The 18303-nt window shown below is 58.4% G+C and carries 13 protein-coding genes; 7 read left to right on the top strand and 6 right to left on the bottom strand.

What is annotated here, in order from left to right; translation table 11 throughout:
- Positions 1 to 79 precede the first annotated feature (79 nt).
- From IPK17_RS30180 to IPK17_RS30170, 3 genes are all read right to left on the bottom strand, one after another.
- Positions 80 to 1333 carry a sensor histidine kinase gene (locus IPK17_RS30180; protein ID WP_343421411.1) on the bottom strand — a complete coding sequence of 418 codons (1254 nt, stop codon included), beginning with the start codon at positions 1331 to 1333 and terminating at the stop codon, positions 80 to 82.
- On the bottom strand, positions 1311 to 2042 hold the full coding sequence (locus tag IPK17_RS30175) for a winged helix-turn-helix domain-containing protein (RefSeq protein ID WP_343421410.1): 732 nt from the start codon (positions 2040 to 2042) through the stop codon (positions 1311 to 1313). The genes IPK17_RS30180 and IPK17_RS30175 overlap by 23 nt, the downstream gene beginning before the upstream one ends.
- Before the next feature lie 555 nt (positions 2043 to 2597).
- Positions 2598 to 4175: an alpha-amylase family protein gene (locus IPK17_RS30170; protein ID WP_343421409.1), complete on the bottom strand. Its 1578-nt coding sequence runs from the start codon at positions 4173 to 4175 to the stop codon at positions 2598 to 2600.
- A 184-nt stretch (positions 4176 to 4359) separates the two neighbouring features.
- Here IPK17_RS30170 and IPK17_RS30165 point away from each other — a divergent pair, with 184 nt between their 5' ends.
- The 3 genes from IPK17_RS30165 (at position 4360) to IPK17_RS30155 (ending at position 7592) form a co-directional block, all read left to right on the top strand.
- A complete protein-coding gene (locus tag IPK17_RS30165; RefSeq protein WP_343421408.1) occupies positions 4360 to 5700 on the top strand; it encodes an extracellular solute-binding protein in 1341 nt (446 codons plus the stop codon).
- A 63-nt stretch (positions 5701 to 5763) separates the two neighbouring features.
- On the top strand, positions 5764 to 6726 hold the full coding sequence (locus IPK17_RS30160; RefSeq protein WP_343421407.1) for a carbohydrate ABC transporter permease: 963 nt from the start codon (positions 5764 to 5766) through the stop codon (positions 6724 to 6726).
- Between the two features lie 14 nt (positions 6727 to 6740).
- Positions 6741 to 7592, top strand: coding sequence for a carbohydrate ABC transporter permease (locus tag IPK17_RS30155; protein ID WP_343421406.1), 852 nt, complete (start codon positions 6741 to 6743; stop codon positions 7590 to 7592).
- Here IPK17_RS30155 and IPK17_RS30150 read toward each other — a convergent pair.
- From IPK17_RS30150 to IPK17_RS30140, 3 genes are read right to left on the bottom strand one after another with little or no spacing between them, the layout of a single operon-like run.
- Positions 7582 to 8709, bottom strand: a complete 1128-nt coding sequence (locus IPK17_RS30150; protein ID WP_343421405.1) for a Gfo/Idh/MocA family protein — start codon at positions 8707 to 8709, stop codon at positions 7582 to 7584. The genes IPK17_RS30155 and IPK17_RS30150 overlap by 11 nt on opposite strands.
- Positions 8706 to 11249 (bottom strand): glycoside hydrolase family 38 N-terminal domain-containing protein, encoded by a 2544-nt coding sequence (locus IPK17_RS30145; RefSeq protein ID WP_343421404.1) that lies wholly within the window; start codon positions 11247 to 11249, stop codon positions 8706 to 8708. The genes IPK17_RS30150 and IPK17_RS30145 overlap by 4 nt, the downstream gene beginning before the upstream one ends.
- A gap of 31 nt (positions 11250 to 11280) precedes the next feature.
- Entirely contained in the window at positions 11281 to 12375 is a 1095-nt protein-coding gene (locus IPK17_RS30140) for a GntR family transcriptional regulator (RefSeq protein ID WP_343421403.1), read from the bottom strand.
- A 195-nt stretch (positions 12376 to 12570) separates the two neighbouring features.
- Between IPK17_RS30140 and IPK17_RS30135 the strand changes: the two genes are divergently transcribed.
- The 4 genes from IPK17_RS30135 (at position 12571) to IPK17_RS30120 (ending at position 18292) form a co-directional block, all read left to right on the top strand.
- On the top strand, positions 12571 to 13929 hold the full coding sequence (locus IPK17_RS30135) for an ABC transporter substrate-binding protein (RefSeq protein WP_343421402.1): 1359 nt from the start codon (positions 12571 to 12573) through the stop codon (positions 13927 to 13929).
- Between the two features lie 166 nt (positions 13930 to 14095).
- The gene (locus IPK17_RS30130; protein ID WP_343421401.1) at positions 14096 to 15013 is read left to right on the top strand and encodes a carbohydrate ABC transporter permease; all 918 of its coding nucleotides are present in this window, start codon (positions 14096 to 14098) and stop codon (positions 15011 to 15013) included.
- 3 nt (positions 15014 to 15016) lie between these two features.
- Positions 15017 to 16966 (top strand): carbohydrate ABC transporter permease, encoded by a 1950-nt coding sequence (locus tag IPK17_RS30125; protein ID WP_343421400.1) that lies wholly within the window; start codon positions 15017 to 15019, stop codon positions 16964 to 16966.
- Positions 16967 to 16969: 3 nt separating this feature from the next.
- A complete protein-coding gene (locus IPK17_RS30120) occupies positions 16970 to 18292 on the top strand; it encodes a right-handed parallel beta-helix repeat-containing protein (RefSeq protein WP_343421399.1) in 1323 nt (440 codons plus the stop codon).
- Positions 18293 to 18303 lie beyond the last annotated feature (11 nt).

Here is an 18303-nt window from a genome sequence, read left to right as displayed (position 1 = left end):
CGGAACGCTAATGCCCGTCTACGATCAGGAGCTTAGAAAACAATTCTTGCGGAGAGGTGACAGAATTCTTGCGAATTCCTTACAGCGGGGATGGAATGGTGAAGCGAAAGGTGGTACCCGCCTCACGACTGCTTTCGACGTATACCTGGCCGCCGTGTGCTTCGACAAAACCACGCACAATTGCCAGCCCTAACCCCGTTCCACGTCTGCCTCCGTACTGAGCGCGAGACGGTTCGCTGCGAAAGAAGCTTTCGAAAACGTAGGGTAGGTCGGCAGTCGGAATGAAGCTGCCTGTGTTATGGACGCTGACTTCGACTGCGTCCGGGATACGGCGGGCGCGGATAGAAATAGCACCGCCGTTTGGGGTGTGTTCCAACGCGTTCGTCAGCAGATTGTGCAGCACCCGCTGAATCTTTTCGGGAGCAATCTTAACGAGGTCAATGCCTGTCTCTAACGATCCATCAAGTCGGACACTGCGTCCTTCAGCCTTGGCGTTCATACTTCCCAGCGCATCAGAGATCATGTCACGCAGCGACGTGGGTTGGCAGTGGAGGACAAAATCGCCGGCATCCAACTGGGCGAGGTCAAACAGATCGTCAATCATTTTGCTCAGATGAAACAGTTCCTTTTGAACCGTTCCGATGTACCGGTGGACAGTCTGCGGGTCGGAGACTACCCCATCGAGAATCGCTTCATTCATGGCCCGGATGTTGGCGAGGGGGGCGCGCAGATCGTGTGACACCCACGCGACCAGGTCGCGGCGGGTCTGTTCCAATTCCTGCTTTTGCAGCTCAATCGCCTGTAGGCCGTCAATCATATGGTTGAACGAGTTGGTGAGCTGCGCCAATTCGTCCCTTCCCCGTACGGGAAGTTTCGCCCGAAGATCGCCCGACTGCAGGAGCTTGGCCGCATTCCCGAGTTGATAAATGCGGTTGATCCAGGTACTCGCGATGAAAAACACCGAGATCGCGCTGATCGCCCCTGCAAAAATCAGGAGCGCCATGGTCAGAACAAAATCGTGTTCGCTGATGAACATGAGCTGCGCCGTCAGCCACACATTCAGGATGATCAAGGTGACCAGCAGAATGATGTTCGCCAGCAGTGTCCAGCGCATACTGTTGAACTGTTCGAGTAAGCCGAACTTAGTGAGCAGAAAAACGCTGGCAACGCTCACGCTGCCGCTCCCGAGCATAAAGAGGAGGAGCAGCTGGATATCGCTTTGAGGTGGATTGAGGTTAACGACGACAATTTCCAAACTGATCGCGAGGGCACTCAGCATGCCGACGAGCAGCACCAACGGATACAGAAGATTAGTCCGAGTCTGGTGGTTCAAATTTGTACCCTACCCCCCATACCGTCTGGATGATGGTTGGATTTGACGCATCAGGCTCCAACTTCTCGCGCAGACGGCGAATGTGGACGGTCACGGTGCTGTCATCACCGTAGTAGTCACCCCCCCACACCCGATCCAGCAGTTGTTCACGGGTAAAGACTTGCTGAGGATGTGACGCGAGCATCCAGAGTAAGTCAAACTCGCGTGCTGTTAGGGTGAGCTGGTGATCGCCGAAACGTGCCATGCGCCGCAACGGATCGATGGATAACTGGCCGAACTCGATGGTCTTGTCGAGCACCTCGTCTTGACCGCTTCGTGTACGGCGCAGCACCGCTTTCACCCGCGCGACGAGTTCGCGCGGGCTGAAGGGCTTCACGACGTAATCATCGACGCCCAACTCAAACCCAGTGATACGATCTTTCTCGTCCCCGCGTGAAGTCAGGATGATCACCGGAACAGCACCATGCACGTCGAGCACCGTGTATTCACCGGAATGTTTCAGAACACGCATGAACGTGAACCCATCCAGACCGGGGAGCATGATATCGAGCAGAATCAAGTCGACCGGGTTTTCACGCAATACTTGTAAGCCCTGCGGACCAGATTCTGCCTCGATCACCTGAAACCCGTCGAGTTCCAGATAGCGACGCACCACTTCACGCAGGGTAATCTCGTCATCGATGATACAGATAGTTGTGTGTTTTCCCATGGCGACGATTGTACAATAAATATCTTGCCAAATTCTTACGGCTCATACTTATGAATCCGGAGATCGTAGGGACAGCGCCTGCGCTGTCCGCTGCGAACGGACAAGGCATGAAGTCATTTCACAATCGGCAGTTTGTCTAACCTCACCCCGTTTCGCTTCGCTCAACCGCCCCTCTCCAAAGGGCGAGGGGCAAGGACACGGCGGGTGGTGTCCCTCTCCCCCGGAGAGGGACGGCTTGCGCAGCAAGCAGGGTGAGGTTGAATATTCTGACCAATTCTGAAATAGCCTCATGCCTCGTCCCTACCAATGACACCCGCTGTATCGCGTCCGCAACAGCCCAAGACGGACAGGTAACCCGTTTTCACGGCATTCGACGCACTTACCGGGTGCTTTGTCCTTTGGCTGAAACGGTCATTGGCTTAAACACCTTCTCGAAAATCTTCGTGTAGGGGCAGACCTATGTGTCTGCCCATTTTCGGGCGCACACATAGGTGCGCCCCTACATCCGTGCTTGGCGTTCTTTCGAGAACCTACTTTAGTAATCTTAGATCGGCTTCAGCCGTGAGCTAACCCGATTATGGCGTCAATCTCCTCTCTGGCCTGTTCGAGCGTCCCGTCGACGAATGCGATCGTTGGCAAATAGTGGGGCTGATCCGGCAGTCGTTCATACGGAGCGTAGCCGGACTCAAAGACGCCAGTGCTGCCCCGCGCTGGTTCGCTATCGGCGATGTGCCCCATCAAACGGGCGTAGCGCCCGACCCAATCCGGCGTCTGCCGCCACTTCGTCGTCCGCTGGAAAACCGGAAAGAGCGGCAGCAACCCGTCATACCAATCTTCACCTGTCACTAAAAGATCGGTGCGTGCCTGACGCAGTTCACCAACGAGCTGTCGATAGCCTTCCAGCAGGTTGAAGTCGGGATCATTAACCCAGACTTCAACAGTGTCGAGGAAGACGGCGTGCAGGTCGTATTGATCGAGTAATTGATTGATCTGGCGTATCAGTTCACGCTGCCAAGCAGGGGCACCCGGGTTGAGCCACGCCTGCCAGCCCGTATCCTGAGTGCGGCTGGTATCCCAATCCGGTTGATTACCATGAAACACGTTGCGGGTTGCCGTCTTCATATGTGACGACGGGCCAAACAGATGATAATTTGACTTCCAGGAGTTGACACAGTTCGCGCCAAACATGGGCATCAGGTGGACTCCCAGTTCACGCGCCGTCTGACACAGTGCCGTAAAACCCGCTTCCCCACCGAGCAGCGGATCGGGACGATAGTCCCCGTACTGCCAGTAGTAGCGTCCCTCCCAACCCGGCAGATAGGCGAGCACCTGCGAGCCATCGATGCGCGTCGCGACGTAGCGTAGGATGTCGATCATCTGCGCGTAGGTATTGAAGGTATAACCCGACCAGTGCATGCCGTGAAGCGTCACGACGAGGCGGAGTTGGCGCGCCCAATCCGGCACATCCGTGCGCTCTTCCCAGCGCTTGAGCCCCGCTTGACGTTCGTTGAATGTAAGCTGAGCAGCACGAAAGGCAGTAGGATCATCCACGCGAGCAATAATCCAGTCGGGTACCTCGATCTGTGTGGCGAAATGACGGGCATCTTCCTCATGGATACATTCGACGGTGTAGTCGTCGCCAAAGCGCTCAAGATAGACCGCAAAGCGCTTGGAGCGGTGTTCGGCGTCTTCCCAGCGGAAACCCAGTGTGATCCCGTCTAGCTGGCGCACGCACAGGAGCGGAAGGCGCAGTTGGTTGGGGTAACGGTCAAGCAGACCTTCCGGCGGGATGGCGCGTTCGTCATCAAACTGGTCGAGCGCTGTGACTGGCGCCAGATGCCTAATCAGAATTTTCACCGCGCGGATTGGCTCTGGAGCTTGCGCTTTGATCTGCACACGCAGCCCCTCTGGCTCGAAACGGGCGGTCAGGTGTAGACTTCCCGGTGCGGGCTGCTGACCACCGCCCCAGCGCAGTCCGATACAGCTCAATGATGCGCTGTCTTCGTGCTCAGTGCGGTGTATCCCGTCCGGATCGAGTCCGTAGACATTTTCCAGCGTAATGATCTGGAGGCTCAGTGCCCAATCTTGGATCCGAAATACAGGGTTATTGGGATCGAAACTGAAAAACTGCATAGTAAGTTACCACCTGTCAATATTTGCCCTCGTTTGAGCCCGCATGGGCTTATAGGAGGGATTGGCGAATCCGAGTAAGTAATGATAACCTTTACATAGAGCTTCCCCAAAGAGAATCTTTGCGCCGCAGCCGTACCAAGCTCTTTCGTATCGGTTTTTCGCGCGTTTTTGAGGAAAAAAGATTATGTCCAAACGTACTACCCCACTTTTGGTTTTCGTCGGCATCCTTCTCGTCGTCGCTTTTTCGGTCAATGCTCAGGAACCAGTCACGCTGGACGTGATGGGGTTCGTCGTCCCCCTTGAAGAGCAGGGAACGCCGCTGGATGAGGCATACCAGACGTTCATCAGCGATTTCGAAACCGCGCATGCCAACGTAGATGTTAACGCCCTTGAGACACCGCCGGAATTTGACACGCAGCTCCTCGTCGATCTCGCCGCCGGGACAGCCCCTGACGTGTGGAATCAGGACGCGTCAACCTTTGCGCGCTTGGTCGATGGTGGCTACCTGATGGATCTGCGTGAGTGCCTCGAACTGACGCCGTCGCTCAATCTGGATCGCTTCTTCCCGACGGTGCTGTCGATCTGGCAGCCGGAAGCTGACGGCCCGATTTATGCGCTGCCCAACGATTTCACCCCGATGGTGATTTACTACAATACGGCCTCGTTTGAACGCGCTGGCGTCGAACCGCCGCCGGCTGACTGGACGTGGGACGACCTGATTCAACTCAGCCAAGAACTGACGCTCGACTCTTCCGGACGCAACCGCCTCGATCCTGACTTCGATGAAACGAATGTGGTTCAGTGGGGCTTCCGCGTGCGCAAGTGGGCGTTCGAGTGGCTGTATCGCGTGTGGCAGAATGGCAGTGATGTGATTGCGCCGGATGGCTCGACGGTCAGCGGCTACCTCGATTCGCCGGAGTCGATTGCGGCCATCACGTTCCTGCGCGATTTGGTGACAGAATACGGCGTGTCGCCGGAACCAACCGTCTACGACCAGCTCATTCAGCAGGCGGGCTTCCTTGACCGCTTCCTGCTCGGCGAATTTGCTATGTTCGACCGTGGTCACTGGGAACTGGTCGGTCTGCGCGCCAATGCCAACTACCAAGAGGGCAGCTTTGGCATCCTCAGCCAACCCGCCAGCGCCCAAGAGGCGACCGTCTTCTATGCGTCGGGTTTCGTGGTCAATGCCAGCTTGACGGATGCCGAAAAACAGGCCGCCTGCGACTTCATTGCCGCTGCGACCGATCGCGGCTATCAGGACACCAAGGCGATCACCGGGATTGCCATTTCCGGCAATCAGGCAGCCGCCGAAGCCGCTGCTCAGGATAACCCGTATCCGGAAATCGAAGAAGTGTTCGTCAATGAAGTCCAGTTCGGACGCCCACCCTATGGCGCGCGTTTCGCCAACTGGCCGACCGTCGAAGAACTCCTCGACGCCATGATGGAACGCATTCTGGCCGGTGGTGACGTGGAAACGGAAGTTGCTGCCGCCGTCGAAGAAATCAACCGCGAACTGTCCCGCTAATTAACTTCCCCTAGGTTATGGAAAGCCGCCAATTGGCGGCTTTCCCCATTGATGGAGAATTGCATGAGCCGCGTGATCGATGCTGCTTCGTCTCCTCGCTCGACACCGCCCGGAAATTTCGTCCAAAATGCGTGGAGGCGCTTCTGGAGTCGGTCGAACGAGAAAGCTGGTTATCTGTTTATTTTGCCGTCTCTGATACACCTGATTGTGTTTCTATTCATCCCGCTGGTGTTCAGTTTCTTCCTGTCTTTTCGCGATTGGGATCGCCCGACGTTCACCGACGCACCCTATATCGGGTTGGAAAACTATCAGTTTCTGCTCGGCGACCGGCGCTTCTGGCAGGCGATGCTCAACAGCGCCTATTACACGGCGCTCGCCGTTCCGTTCGGCATGGCGATCAGCCTCGGCATCGCGCTGATTATGAATCAGAAACTGAAGGGCATAAACATTTTTCGCACGCTGTTCTTCATGCCCGTGATTTCGTCGTGGGTCGCCGTGTCGATCATCTGGCTGACGCTGCTTGACCCGTCCGTCGGGATTGTCAATTACGTGCTGGGGCTGCTCGGACTGCCGCCCGTCAACTGGTTGGGGAATCCAGCAACGGCGATGCCTGCGCTGGTGATCATCTCGATCTGGAAAAGCGCGGGTTTCAGCATGGTGATCTGGTTGGCAGGCTTGCAGTCGATTCCCCGCGAGCTGTATGAGGTGGCGTCGATTGATGGCGCAAACCGCCTGCAAGCCTTCCTGCGCATCACGCTGCCGCTGCTCGCCCCGACCAGTTTCTTTCTCGCCATCACCGGCGTGATCGGATCGTTTCAAGTGTTCTCTCCTGTGTGGGTGATCACGAAAGGCGGCCCGCTCGGCGCGACCGATGTCGCCGTGTTTCACATTTACCGGCGCGCGTTCGAGTCGTTCGACTTCGGCTATGCATCGTCACAGGCATGGGTGCTGTTCGCCGTGATCTTTGTCGCGACGGTGCTCCAACTGGTCTACATGCGCCGCCGCAGCGACGAAATCCTATACTGAGGGGGACTCCGGTCATGACGAAAAAACGCACGCCGCTCGGAACGATTTTTAGTATCCTTGGCTATATTGTGCTGATCGCTTTCGCGCTGACGATGGTCGTGCCATTCATCTGGATGATCTCGACCTCACTCAAGTCGCCGGGGACGGAATTCAGCTATCCCCCGCAGATCCTCCCGACGGAATTCAACTTCTCGGCCTACCGCACGCTGTTCGTTGAACTGCCATTTGTGCGCTATTTTCTGAATACGTTCTTCATCACCGCCTGCACCGTGTTCGGGCAGATGGTCGTGTGTTCGATGGCGGCTTACGGCTTCGCCCGGTTGAACTTCATCGGACGGGACAAAATCTTCGTCCTTTACCTCGCCACCATGATGATCCCGTTTCAGATCACCCTGATCCCGATGTTCCTGATCATCGCCGGGATGGGGTGGGTCAATACGTATCAGGGGCTGATCGTTCCCGGCATTTCGAGCGCGTTCGGCATCTTTCTGCTCCGGCAGGCGTTTCTGGGCGTCCCGCGTGACTATCAGGACGCCGCCCGCATTGACGGAGCGAGCGAATGGACGGTCTACACGCGCATTTTTCTGCCGCTCAACGGTCCGGCGCTGACTACGCTCGGCGTGTTCACGTTCATGGGCACATGGACGGAACTGCTGTGGCCCTTGCTGATCGCGCGGCAGGAGCACATGCGGACACTTGAACTCGGGCTGGCGTACTTCAACGCGCGCCCGAACGCCTTCCTACAGCCGAACTGGCCGCTGCTGATGGCGGGCGCGGTGGTGGTCATGCTGCCCGTGTTGATCGTGTATATCTTCGCCCAGCGCTATTTCGTAGAGGGAATCTCGCTGTCGGGCGTCAAGGGCTGAGACCGACGTCAGCGAGCAGCGGCGCAAGGGGGACAGGCTGTCCGCTGCGCGCCGACTGCTTGATCGCTTCCATCACGCAGTAAGTCTCGATCCCTTCTTCAAGGTTCGGCGAGTACGGGCGGTCGGCGAGCAAGGCGCGGGCGAAGTATTCGGTGTAGTTGGCAAATTCGCCGTAGTGCATGCCGTGAACTTCGTTGTTGAAGTAATAGGCGCGTTTGTGGTAGAGGTAGTCCTCGCGGATTTCCGCGCCGTCCGGTCGGGTCGCGAGGTAGCGCATATCGTGATACTGCGCCTGACTGCTGCCAGCGGTGCCATACAGCAGCAGCTCAATGGCATTGCGTGCCGACGGCAGTTCGTGGACGCCGTAGTGACCGAGCACCCGACCGATGCGCCCGTCGGCGGCGCGCAGATTGACCGTGTAGATATCAAACGACTGCGCGTGGTACTGCTGCGCCAGCGCCGACTGCCGCCCGTAAGCCTGAACTTCCGCAATCCGCCCCAGATACCAGCGGGCGAGATCCACCGGATGACTCAGCCCGGCATAGACCCAATCGGTTTGATCGGTCGCCCACGGGCTCTTGTCATAAAACCAGTCCATGCGATGCATGTAATGCGCGTCGAGCAGTTCCAGTGTGCCGATCTGGCCCGCTTCATAGGCGGCGCGCTGCCGCTGGAACGGTTCGAAAAAGCGCGTGCTTTGCCCGACGAGCAGTTGGCGTCCGGTGCGGCGACCCGCCTCCAGGACGCGGCGCGCATCTTCGACGGAGTTGACGACCGGCTTGGTGCAGATGACATGTTTGCCCGCGTCAAACGCCCGCACAATGTGATCGCCGTGCAGCGGATCAGGGGTGTAAATGGCGACGATATCGACGTCGTCACGCTTGAGCATGGCGTCGTAATCGGTCGTGTAGAACAGATCGGGACAGTCACGGCGCGCGGCAGCGATTTTGTCCTCGCGGAGATCGCACCCGGCGACGGCGCGGGCGTGCGGGGCGCGGGTGACCTGTTCGGTGGGCGCACCCACATTCGCCGGGATGATGTGATTGAGCGCGACGAGCAGTGTGCGCCCCTCATGCAGGCCAATGACGCCGACGCCGAGCAGATCTTTCTGCGTCATTCTGGCTTCTCCTGCTGCTCGTCGACGCGATGAACGGTCGCCCAGACCGAGCGGTGTTCGTCAAGGTTGCGCGGCTGTTTGCGCCCCCATTCGAGATCGAGGTACAGCGTGGCGATCTCGTGTGGCTTGAGCGTGAGCTGACACGTGCTCGTGAGTTGATCCTCACTGAGCGTAAATGTCACAGGTTCGCTGATTTCGCCGAGCAGGTTGGTCTTGTAGGCCGCGCCGACATTCCCCGCGACGCGCAGAGTCACGGGCGCTTCGACGCCGTTGAACTCCACCAACCGCAGGATGTACGGGAAGCCCATGCCGCTCCCGGCGTAATCGGGTAAATCTTTGGCGATCGCTTCGGACTCACGGTAGAACGCAGTGACGACCACCGAGGCAGACTCACACTGCACCGGGCTGAAAGTCGGCGGCAGCGGCGGCTTGTTGGCAAGCTGCTGGTCGAGGACAGGGTGCTGATCCTTGCGAAAATTCGTCACCCATTCCAATGGACGGCGGAATTCCTGCGCCAGCTTCCAGCGCTGCACATGATCCAGCTCACCATGCAGTATCAGGCGGAAGCCAAGATCGAGGGTATCCACGAAATAATCTTCGTCCCAGGCATCGTACAGGCTGAGGATATTCACCACGTGCAGCACTCCCGCGCTTGTGTCGCAGCGCAGGAAGGCTTGCGATCCGTCATGTAAGAGAAGCACACCGCGTTTGTCGCCCATAAAATCGAGCAGGCTCAACGCAGTAAAGGGATTGTGCACGTCCTCAAAGACCTGCGGGGAAGTCATCCATTCGCCTGTGGGATACTTGCGCTTGTAGATCTTACCCTGTGCGGTGATTTCGCTCATGCCATAAGGGTGATCATGAATCAGCCGTCCTTCAGGGAGTCGCAGTGCAAGGTGCATTTTGAGCGCCGCTGCCACGCCGTTATCGGGGCGCGGGATCGTCGGCATTGACTTGCACTCGATGTCAATCGCCTCCTCAAGTGGATAAAGAGTGAGCACAAAGCGCAGGGTAATTCCCGCTCCGTGCCGGAAGATGAAGATCGAGTCTCCCGAAATTGACACGTCAGCGCTCTCAAACCGTTCGACCTGCCCACCGTGGGTCATTTCGAGCAGAAGCAGCGGTTTCTCCAGCACACCATCGGGGAAATCGGCATTCGCAATCTGCGTGATCAAGCCGCGCTGTTTATCGACTATGACGGTCAACGCCCCCCGCCGGACGATGAATTCCGATGCGGTTTCATCGAAATCTGGAAAAGGCAGCACAAGCTCGTCATGGCACACCGTGTAGCCGAACGGCGGCACCGTCGTCAATTGGTAGTTGTTTCCGGTCATGCGAACAAAGCGGCGTTCCCAGCCGAGCGGGTTGTACGCAAACGTTTGTTCGTGAGCGAGACCAATGCGTTCTATAAGCAGAGACTGACTGCGCTGAAATATGGCCTCACTCAATCGGCGGCTGCGTTGATACGAATTTTCGCCGACGAACCCGCACAACCCTTCGCACTCGTCATTGTCGTGATGCTGCGCGCTGAGGAGTTCGCGCCACCCTTCTTCGAGTTCCCACGTCGGGTAGACATCCCAATGGGGGTATGGACGCCCGAACAAACCTGCCAGCGCGGAGAGCGACTCGGCAGTGAGCAGCGCCTCCTCCGTTTTGCGGCTCAACCGTCGAAAATAGTCGCCGTTCTTGCCGAGGCTCATGCCGTGAAAGACATCATCGAGCGTGTAGCGGCGTGGTTGGGCGTGCGCGCGCGCTTGGTCAAGATATTCCGAGAGCGTGACGAAGCGCAGCTCAAAGCGCGGATCGGCTTTGAGCGCGTGGAGCTGCGGCAGCAGCAGTTCGGAGCGGCACATCCAATCGGGGGAGGGCATGAGTTCGAGCCATTGGACGATCCCCGGCACGGGCATTTCATGGATGATTGGGCTGTCGAGCAGTCCGGCGAAGTCTTCGGGCCACTGGTGCAGATTCAGCGCGTTGCGCGTCGACGTCAGCAGGCGGCTGCCATCCATGCCTTCCCACCACACCGCTGGGATCGTCTCGCGCGGGACTTCGGGCGTGTGCCACGTCCACTGGAAGAACAGCGACGCATACTCGAAGCCGACGCCGCGCAGCATCTGCGGGAGCTGCGGGAAGAAGTCGAATTCCTCCTCCCAGAAAGTCTTCGGGCGCACGCCGAGCAGGCGCATCACCGAGCGCACACCGTAGACGCGCTGGCGCACATTCGACTCGCCGCCATGAAACAGGCCGTACGGCTGCCCATACGACGCACCGACGACTTCCAGCGTGCCCGCTTGCAGCGCGGCGCGTAGTTCTTGCAGCGCGTCGGGTGCTTCGACCGCCATTTTCTCGTAGCCGATGCCGTCGAAGTTGATGTTGCCCTTGGCGCCTGTCTCCCGGCAGAAGTGGAGCATATCGCGCAGGGAGTCCGGCAAGACCTGATAGCCCCACAGCCATTCCATATCCACCCAATGCATGTGGTTGCCGAAGGTGTAGTAGAGCAAGGTGCGCTCATTGGTCTGGGCGGTCGAGGGTTCGTTCATGGTTGAGCCTCTCGTTTCAATGGACTGGATGCTAGCTGTCGGGTTCTGGGCGGATGCATGAATTGCGAATCACCAGTTCGGGCGGCAGACTGATTTGCTCAAGCGCGCCGCCGTCGCCTTTGACGCGCCGGATGAGAATCTTTGCCGCCTCCTGACCGATGGCGACGAAGGGCTGCGCCAGCGTCGTCAGCGGCGGGTCGAGATGGTCGGACATGTCGAGGTTGTCGAAGCCGAGAATGGACAGGTCTTTCGGAATGGCGAGACCGACAATCACCGCCGCCCGGTACAGCGCGATGGCGATCTGGTCATTCGCGGCGAACACCGCCGTCGGGCGACCGGGGGATGATAGGTAGTCGCAGAGCGGCGAGAGATCGATCAGCGGGTAGCCTTCCACGCGGCAGACCAGCGCTGCATCGACCGGGATACCGCGTTCCAGCAGCGCCTGAGCATAGGCAAGGTAGCGATGCTCCATGCTGACCGCCGGTGAAAGCCAGCTCACGAAGCCGACGCGCCGGTGTCCCTGAGCGAGGAGATAGTGAGTCCCGCGCAGCGCGCCGCCAAAATGATCGCTCATCACGTAATCCGTCGAAGTGCCCCGCAGGTAGCGGTCGATCAGCACCAGCGGATAGCGTGCCCGGACGAGCGCTTCGATCTCAGGCTGAGTCTCCGAGTCGACCGGATACAGCGCGATCCCGGCTGTGCCATCGCCGACGAGTTTACGCAGGACGCGCTCTTGCTGCTCAATGCTGTTGTTGACGTGATTGAAGATGACCGAGAAATTCGCCTGTTCGGCGACCTGCTGGAACCCGATCAGAATGGCGGGAAGGGAGGAGTCGCGCACATATGGAACGACGAACGCGAGCTGCCGGGACGGCGGCTGGTTCGGCGTGTACATGACGAACGTCCCGCGACCCTGCTGGCGGTGAAGAAACCCTTCGCTCTCCAGCGTTTGCAGCGCTTGGCGCATGGTGCCCCGCGCAACGCCGAACTCTTCGCACAGTTCTTTCTCGGCGGGAATGCTGCTGCCGCTGATCCACGCGCCGCTGACGATGCGTTCTTTGAGGATGCGGGTGACCTGGACATGAAGCGGCGGAGCATCCGGAATTCTGCTTAATAAATCAGACATATACCACTTAGTCTGCACAATGTGCTTTGATAGGTCTATACCTTTTAACTATATGAGAAAGCAGTTGTCCATGTCAAATAGGAATTTTCCCTAGACTAGAACCAAATGATTGACGCTTGACACAATTTGACGCTAAGATTTAGACAGATCGTAGCAGTTCAATGATTAGATTACTTTGCAAAGAGGTATAGACCTATGGTACGCAAAAGTATTCTGCTGGTGGTGTTGGCGCTTCTGGCGCTGACGCTTGTTCCTGTGGCCGCCCAGAACGATTTCTGTGAAGGGCGGGAAACGGTTGCTTTGCGGGTCGACGATTGGTCCAGTGGCGACCGCGTCGAATACATGAATCAGGTGATCGAAGCCTTTGAGGCGGAATATCCCTGCATCGACGTCGCGCTGGAGCCGAATATTGGCGATGAGCAGAACACTCGTCGCCTGACGTGGCTAGCAGCGGGCACGAGCCCGGACCTGATGGCGTATCCACCCGAATGGGCGGCGCTGTACATGGAAGCCTCGGACAGTCAGGCGTACATCGACCTCGAACCGTACATTTCCGGCGATAACGGGATTGCGATCGGCGAGGATGTGTATCAGGGGATCTACGAACAGGGCTTTTACGACGGTCATCCCGTCGCGCTGCCGAAGGACTACAGCACCAGTTCGTTCTACATCAACACGGCACTGCTCGACGCGGCTGGCATCGCCTACCCTGAAGAGGGCTGGACGTGGGATGACGCGCTCGACATCGCCATGGAACTGACGCTGGATGCCAACGGCAACAACGCGGCCAGCCCAGACTTTGATCCCGACAACATTGTCCAGTGGGGCATTGATATCATCAACGATGGTTGGTGGCGCGGTATGCAGAGCTATCTGCAGGCCTGGGGCACGCTGACCATCAGCGAAGACGGCACCAGCACCGCCGGACTGCTCAACAGCGAGGCGGCCGTTGAGGCGCTCGAATGGTATCGTGACCTGGTCTTTGAATACCACGTCGCGCCGTCGGCCACCGAAATCGGCGCCGTCGAGGGCGGTCGTGTGCAGATGTTCCAGGATGGCAAGATCGCGCTCGGTGTGACATTCCATGGCCCGTGGTGGCAGGATGTGTTCAACGAAACGCCGAATCTGGAATGGCAGGTTGTTCCCGTTCCGACTGGCCCCGGCGGCCGGGCGAGCGTGCTCATGTGGATGGGTTGGGGCATCTCCGGCCAGAGCGCTAATCCTGACGCCGCGTGGGAGCTGCTGAAGTGGCTGACGACCGAGCCCGGCCAGCGCGTGTTCGCTCTCAAGGCGCTCAGCGGCAATCCGGTGGTTTCACAGGAAATGCAGCGCGAGGATGATCCGTACTGGAGCGTCTTCATCGCCGAAACCGACCACCTCGGCCCGCTGGAAGAACTGCGTTCACCGTACTACAGCACCTGCGTCGCCACCCCGGCGAGTGACCTGATGAAACGCCTGCTGGCGGACGGCGGTGACGCGATCGATATTCAGGCGGAACTTGATGCACTGGTGGCAGACGCCGATGCGTGCCTCGCTGAAGGCGGGCAGACGTAAAGCCTGCTGTGCAGGTGACTGAGATCACTCGTCCGTAACATCGCATCAGCGATCAACTTGTGCATAATGTGGACAGGGGGTGCGCGGCTTTCGGGCAGCGTAACCCCCTGCCCTTATCGGTCAAGACCCACCTTGCCACCCACTCGACAGGTGAAGGACTTCCGTGATGGCTGTACGTCCCCCAAAAAGGAATACTGGTTCCACGCTGGCGCGTCGGGAAGCACTCTGGTTCTACGCGCTGATCCTCCCGTGGTTGATCGGCTTTCTAGGCTTCCTCGCTTATCCGATGCTGCGTTCGCTGTATCTGTCGTTCACATCGTATGATTTACTCTCGGCACCCGTCTGGGTCGGCCTACGCAACTACGAACGCATTTTCAGTGACGCGGACTTCTGGCAGTCACTGAAAGTCACCCTGCTGTTCGCGCTCGGCAGTGTGCCCGGCGGCACGATCATCGCGCTGGCGCTGGCGATGGTACTGTCACAAAATCTACGCGGCGTCAATTTCTGGCGCACCATCTTTTTCATCCCGTCGATTCTCAGCAGCATTGCCGTCGCCATCCTGTGGCTGTACATCTTTCGCCCGGAAGGTGGGCTGCTCAATCTGGTGCTCGGTGTGTTTGGCATCAAAGGTCCAAACTGGCTGTTAGACGAAAACTGGGCGCTGCCCTCGCTCATTCTCATGAGCTGGTGGACGATTGGCGGACAGATCGTGATCTATCTGGCGGGACTCAAGGGCATCCCCGAAGTGCTGTACGAAGCGGCGGAGATTGACGGCGCGAACAACTGGGCGCGCTTTCGCTACGTGACTCTGCCCATGCTCAGCCCGACGATCTTCTTCAATGTCGTGCTGGCGATCATCGCCGCACTGCAAGTTTTTGATGTCGGGTGGGTGCTGACGCGCGGCGGTCCCAACGATGCAACCCTGTTTTATATGCTGAATTTGTATGAGCGGGCATTCCAGATGGCGCAGATGGGCTACGCCTCGGCGCTGGCATGGATTCTGTTCATCATCATCATGGTGATCACACTGCTGGTGATTCGGTCTTCAACGGCGTGGGTCTACTATGAGGCGGAGGTGCGCTGAGCTATGGATGTCGCAAGTCAATCCACCATTCGCAGGCGCGCCGCTCACCGTTGGCACATCGTGCGCGCTTCCAAAAGCTGGCAAAACGGTATCCGCCACGCTGCGAGTTACGTTATTCTGGCGCTCGGCGCTGCCTTCATGTTGTTCCCCATGTTGTGGATGATCTCCGCCAGTTTGAAGCCCGGTTGGCAGATCTTCACTGATCCGCCGATCTGGATTCCGCAGCACTGGGAAGAAGTGCGCGTCGGCAGTACCAATCGGATGCTCAGCCTATGGCGAGTGGAGATTGATGGTCAGACGGAAAAAGTGATCCAAATCGGCCTGCGGCGCTACACCACGGTCGTCGATGCCGCGCTGCTTTCCAACGTGATCGCCGCGCCGACCGCCGAACTCGGCGAGGCACGGTCGACCACGATTGGCGACCTGCTGCTGAATGTTCGTGACTGGACGGCAGAAGGCACGACTCGACAGGTGGTGGCGCTGGCACGCGGCGAGGACGACACCTTGATCGTCGCGGAAGTGGCGGATATTCAGGCCGCGGCGCTGCGGTTGCCACTGGATGAAGTGAACGCCGGTGGTCGTGCGTCGCCCGAAATCGCCGGGGTGGAATTCCGTGGTCGTGAGATCGAGACGGCGGAGGGTGTCCGTCAGATCATCCCCATCGGCCCCGAGTCGCAGCAAACGGTCGTCGGCTCACCGGAGATCGCTGCTGCCGCGCTCCTCGTGCCGGTCGAACAGCTGGCCGACGCGGGCTTTGCCCCGGTTGGGCAAACCGAACTGCCCCAGTTCACCGTTGAAGGACAGAATGGTGAGTTCATTGTGCTGGTGCAGGAGTCATGGCAGCCGGTGATCGACGAAGTCGAGTTCGACGCCTACGCCTTCATCGCGCCCCGAACGCAGCTTACCAACGAGCAGACGGTGCTCGTCAACGAGGTAGCCATGCAAGGGGCAACCTTCACTGCCGATAACGTCACAACCCCAGTAATCGTGCTGGTAAGCGGCACACAGTCGAGCATCGTGATCCCGGTCAGCCAAGCGACATCCCTGCGGGCGGCTCAACTTGGCGGACTGACCAGCGCGCGCGGCGATCAACTCAACCGCATCCCCTTCCGGGTTCAAGATGGCTTTAGCGACGACAACGCGGCGCGTTCCGTCGCATTGGTGGGCAATCCGCGTGATTTGGCGCTGATCGTACCGACCACCGCCGTTAGCGCGGCGTTCGACGTCGACCCGGCGGTGCTGTCACGTGCCATGTACCCGCAGCTCGATTTCAGCGGCTATGTTGAGGCGCTGCAAACGAAAGTCGGCGAAACCTACTTCCCGGTCTTCTTTCGCAACTCATTCGTGCTGGTGGTGCTGAACACCATAGGGCATGTGCTGTCATGCGTTGTCGTCGCCTATGCGTTCGCGCGTCTGCGCGCGCCGGGCAAGAGCTTCTTCTTCGTTTTGCTGCTGGGGACGATGATGCTGCCGTACCCGGTGACGCTCGTCCCGGTTTACGAGATCTTCCGCGATCTGGGCATGGTCAATACGTTGTGGCCCCTATTCCTGCGTTCATTTTTCGGCAACGCCTTTCTGATCTTCATGCTGCGCCAGTTCTTCACGACGATCCCGCGCGAACTGGAAGACGCCGCGCGCATCGACGGGGCCAGTACGCTGCAAATCATCGCGCGGGTGATCGTGCCGTTGAGCAAACCCGCCATCGCCACCGTGATTATCTTCACCTTCTGGTGGACGTGGAACAGCTTCCTTGAACCGTTCATTTTCCTCTCCAGCCCGGATCTGTTTCCCGTATCGGTCGGACTCAATTTTTTCAATGACCAGTACGGCACAATCTTCTATGATCGCTTGATTGCCGCCTCGGTCATGAGCATGGTGCCCATGATCGTGTTATTCTTCTTCGCTCAGCGGTATTTCATCGAGGGTATTCAACTGACCGGATTGAAGGGTTAACCTATGAAGCGTAACGTGATCCCGTCCGACGGGATGATCATCACCGAGGACACCGAGTTCGCTCCCGGCGTGTACGCGCTGCCGAACGGCGTGAGCATCGGCGCGGACCACGTCACCGTGCAGGGCAGCGGCACGGTGATTATCAGCGCGCAGCAGGAAGGTGTAGGTATCCGCGTCGATGGGCACAAGGGCATCACCATTCGCGATCTGGCGCTTTCTGGTTACTACCACGCGATCCGCTGTGACAACTGCGGCGATCTGACCATCGAGTCGATCAAAGTGCGCGACACCTGGGAGATTGAAGGCATCGATACGTTCCTCTATCTGTGGCTGCCAGTTGCGCAGGTTTACGGCGGCGCGATCCTGCTGCATGGCGTCGATGGTGGAGCGGTTCGGCGCTGCGATCTTCAGCACCAGTTGAACGGACTGCTGCTGTACAACTGCGATCATCTGACCGTCGAGGACAACAACGCCTCCTTTAACAGCGGTTGGGGCGTTTACCTGTCGCGCACCAATGACAGCCTCTTCCAGAACAACCGCTTCGACTTCTGTAACCGACTCTACCGCCGCCCCGAAGACGGATCGATCCGCGCGGAAGCCGACACGGCGGGTATGGTGCTGGTGAAGGGATCATCGCGCAACCGCTTCTTGAAGAACACCTGTATCGGCGGCGGCGACGGAATCTTCCTATGCGGGTATGAGCATCCCGGCGTGAATGAGCCGTGCAACGACAATCTATTCGAAGAGAACGACTGTCGCCTGAGCCCGAATAACGCGATTGAGGCCACGTTCTCAAAAGGCAATATCTTCCGCCGTAACGACTGCAGCCGATCGAACTACGGTTTTTGGATGGGTTATTCGTGGGATAATGTGCTTGAAGACAATCTTGTGGAGTTTAACCGCTGGGCCGGGATTGCTATCGAGCATGGGTTTGACTTCACTATCCGAAACAACCGCATTCGCTTGAACGGCGATGGGGTGCGCCTGTGGACGCGCGGTGGCGTGGTCGTCGCGTATTGGCCCGGGCATGAAACGACCTACAACTTCGTGTTGACTGACAACCTGTTTGAGTCGAATACGATTGGCTTCAATGCCTATTCTGGCGCAGATTCGATGGACCAACCGTGTCACGATTTTGTTGTGCGCGGTAATCAATTCAAAGACAACCGTATCGGGGCGCGCTACGGTCGCGTTGAGAACTGCACGCTGACTGAAAATACGTTTACGGCCAATGTCATCGCGGCGGTAGAGCTCGAAGGGCAGCCGGGAGTCACCACGGACGGCAACCACTTCGAGGGCAACGCGGCGGAGATCGTTCAGAAATAAGGCACCGGGTG

This window comes from Candidatus Flexifilum breve (assembly GCF_016713355.1).
Note: the sequence above shows the minus strand (reverse complement) of the source record. Positions and strands in the feature narration are given on the sequence as shown.

Coding starts and splice junctions, on each gene's coding strand:
- IPK17_RS30120 (WP_343421399.1), top strand. CDS start 16,970: ATGAAGCGTAACGTGATCCCGTCCGACGGGATGATCATCACCGAGGAC.
- IPK17_RS30150 (WP_343421405.1), bottom strand. CDS start 8,709: ATGACGCAGAAAGATCTGCTCGGCGTCGGCGTCATTGGCCTGCATGAG.
- IPK17_RS30155 (WP_343421406.1), top strand. CDS start 6,741: ATGACGAAAAAACGCACGCCGCTCGGAACGATTTTTAGTATCCTTGGC.
- IPK17_RS30140 (WP_343421403.1), bottom strand. CDS start 12,375: ATGTCTGATTTATTAAGCAGAATTCCGGATGCTCCGCCGCTTCATGTC.
- IPK17_RS30165 (WP_343421408.1), top strand. CDS start 4,360: ATGTCCAAACGTACTACCCCACTTTTGGTTTTCGTCGGCATCCTTCTC.
- IPK17_RS30135 (WP_343421402.1), top strand. CDS start 12,571: ATGGTACGCAAAAGTATTCTGCTGGTGGTGTTGGCGCTTCTGGCGCTG.
- IPK17_RS30125 (WP_343421400.1), top strand. CDS start 15,017: ATGGATGTCGCAAGTCAATCCACCATTCGCAGGCGCGCCGCTCACCGT.
- IPK17_RS30145 (WP_343421404.1), bottom strand. CDS start 11,249: ATGAACGAACCCTCGACCGCCCAGACCAATGAGCGCACCTTGCTCTAC.
- IPK17_RS30175 (WP_343421410.1), bottom strand. CDS start 2,042: ATGGGAAAACACACAACTATCTGTATCATCGATGACGAGATTACCCTG.
- IPK17_RS30160 (WP_343421407.1), top strand. CDS start 5,764: ATGAGCCGCGTGATCGATGCTGCTTCGTCTCCTCGCTCGACACCGCCC.
- IPK17_RS30130 (WP_343421401.1), top strand. CDS start 14,096: ATGGCTGTACGTCCCCCAAAAAGGAATACTGGTTCCACGCTGGCGCGT.
- IPK17_RS30170 (WP_343421409.1), bottom strand. CDS start 4,175: ATGCAGTTTTTCAGTTTCGATCCCAATAACCCTGTATTTCGGATCCAA.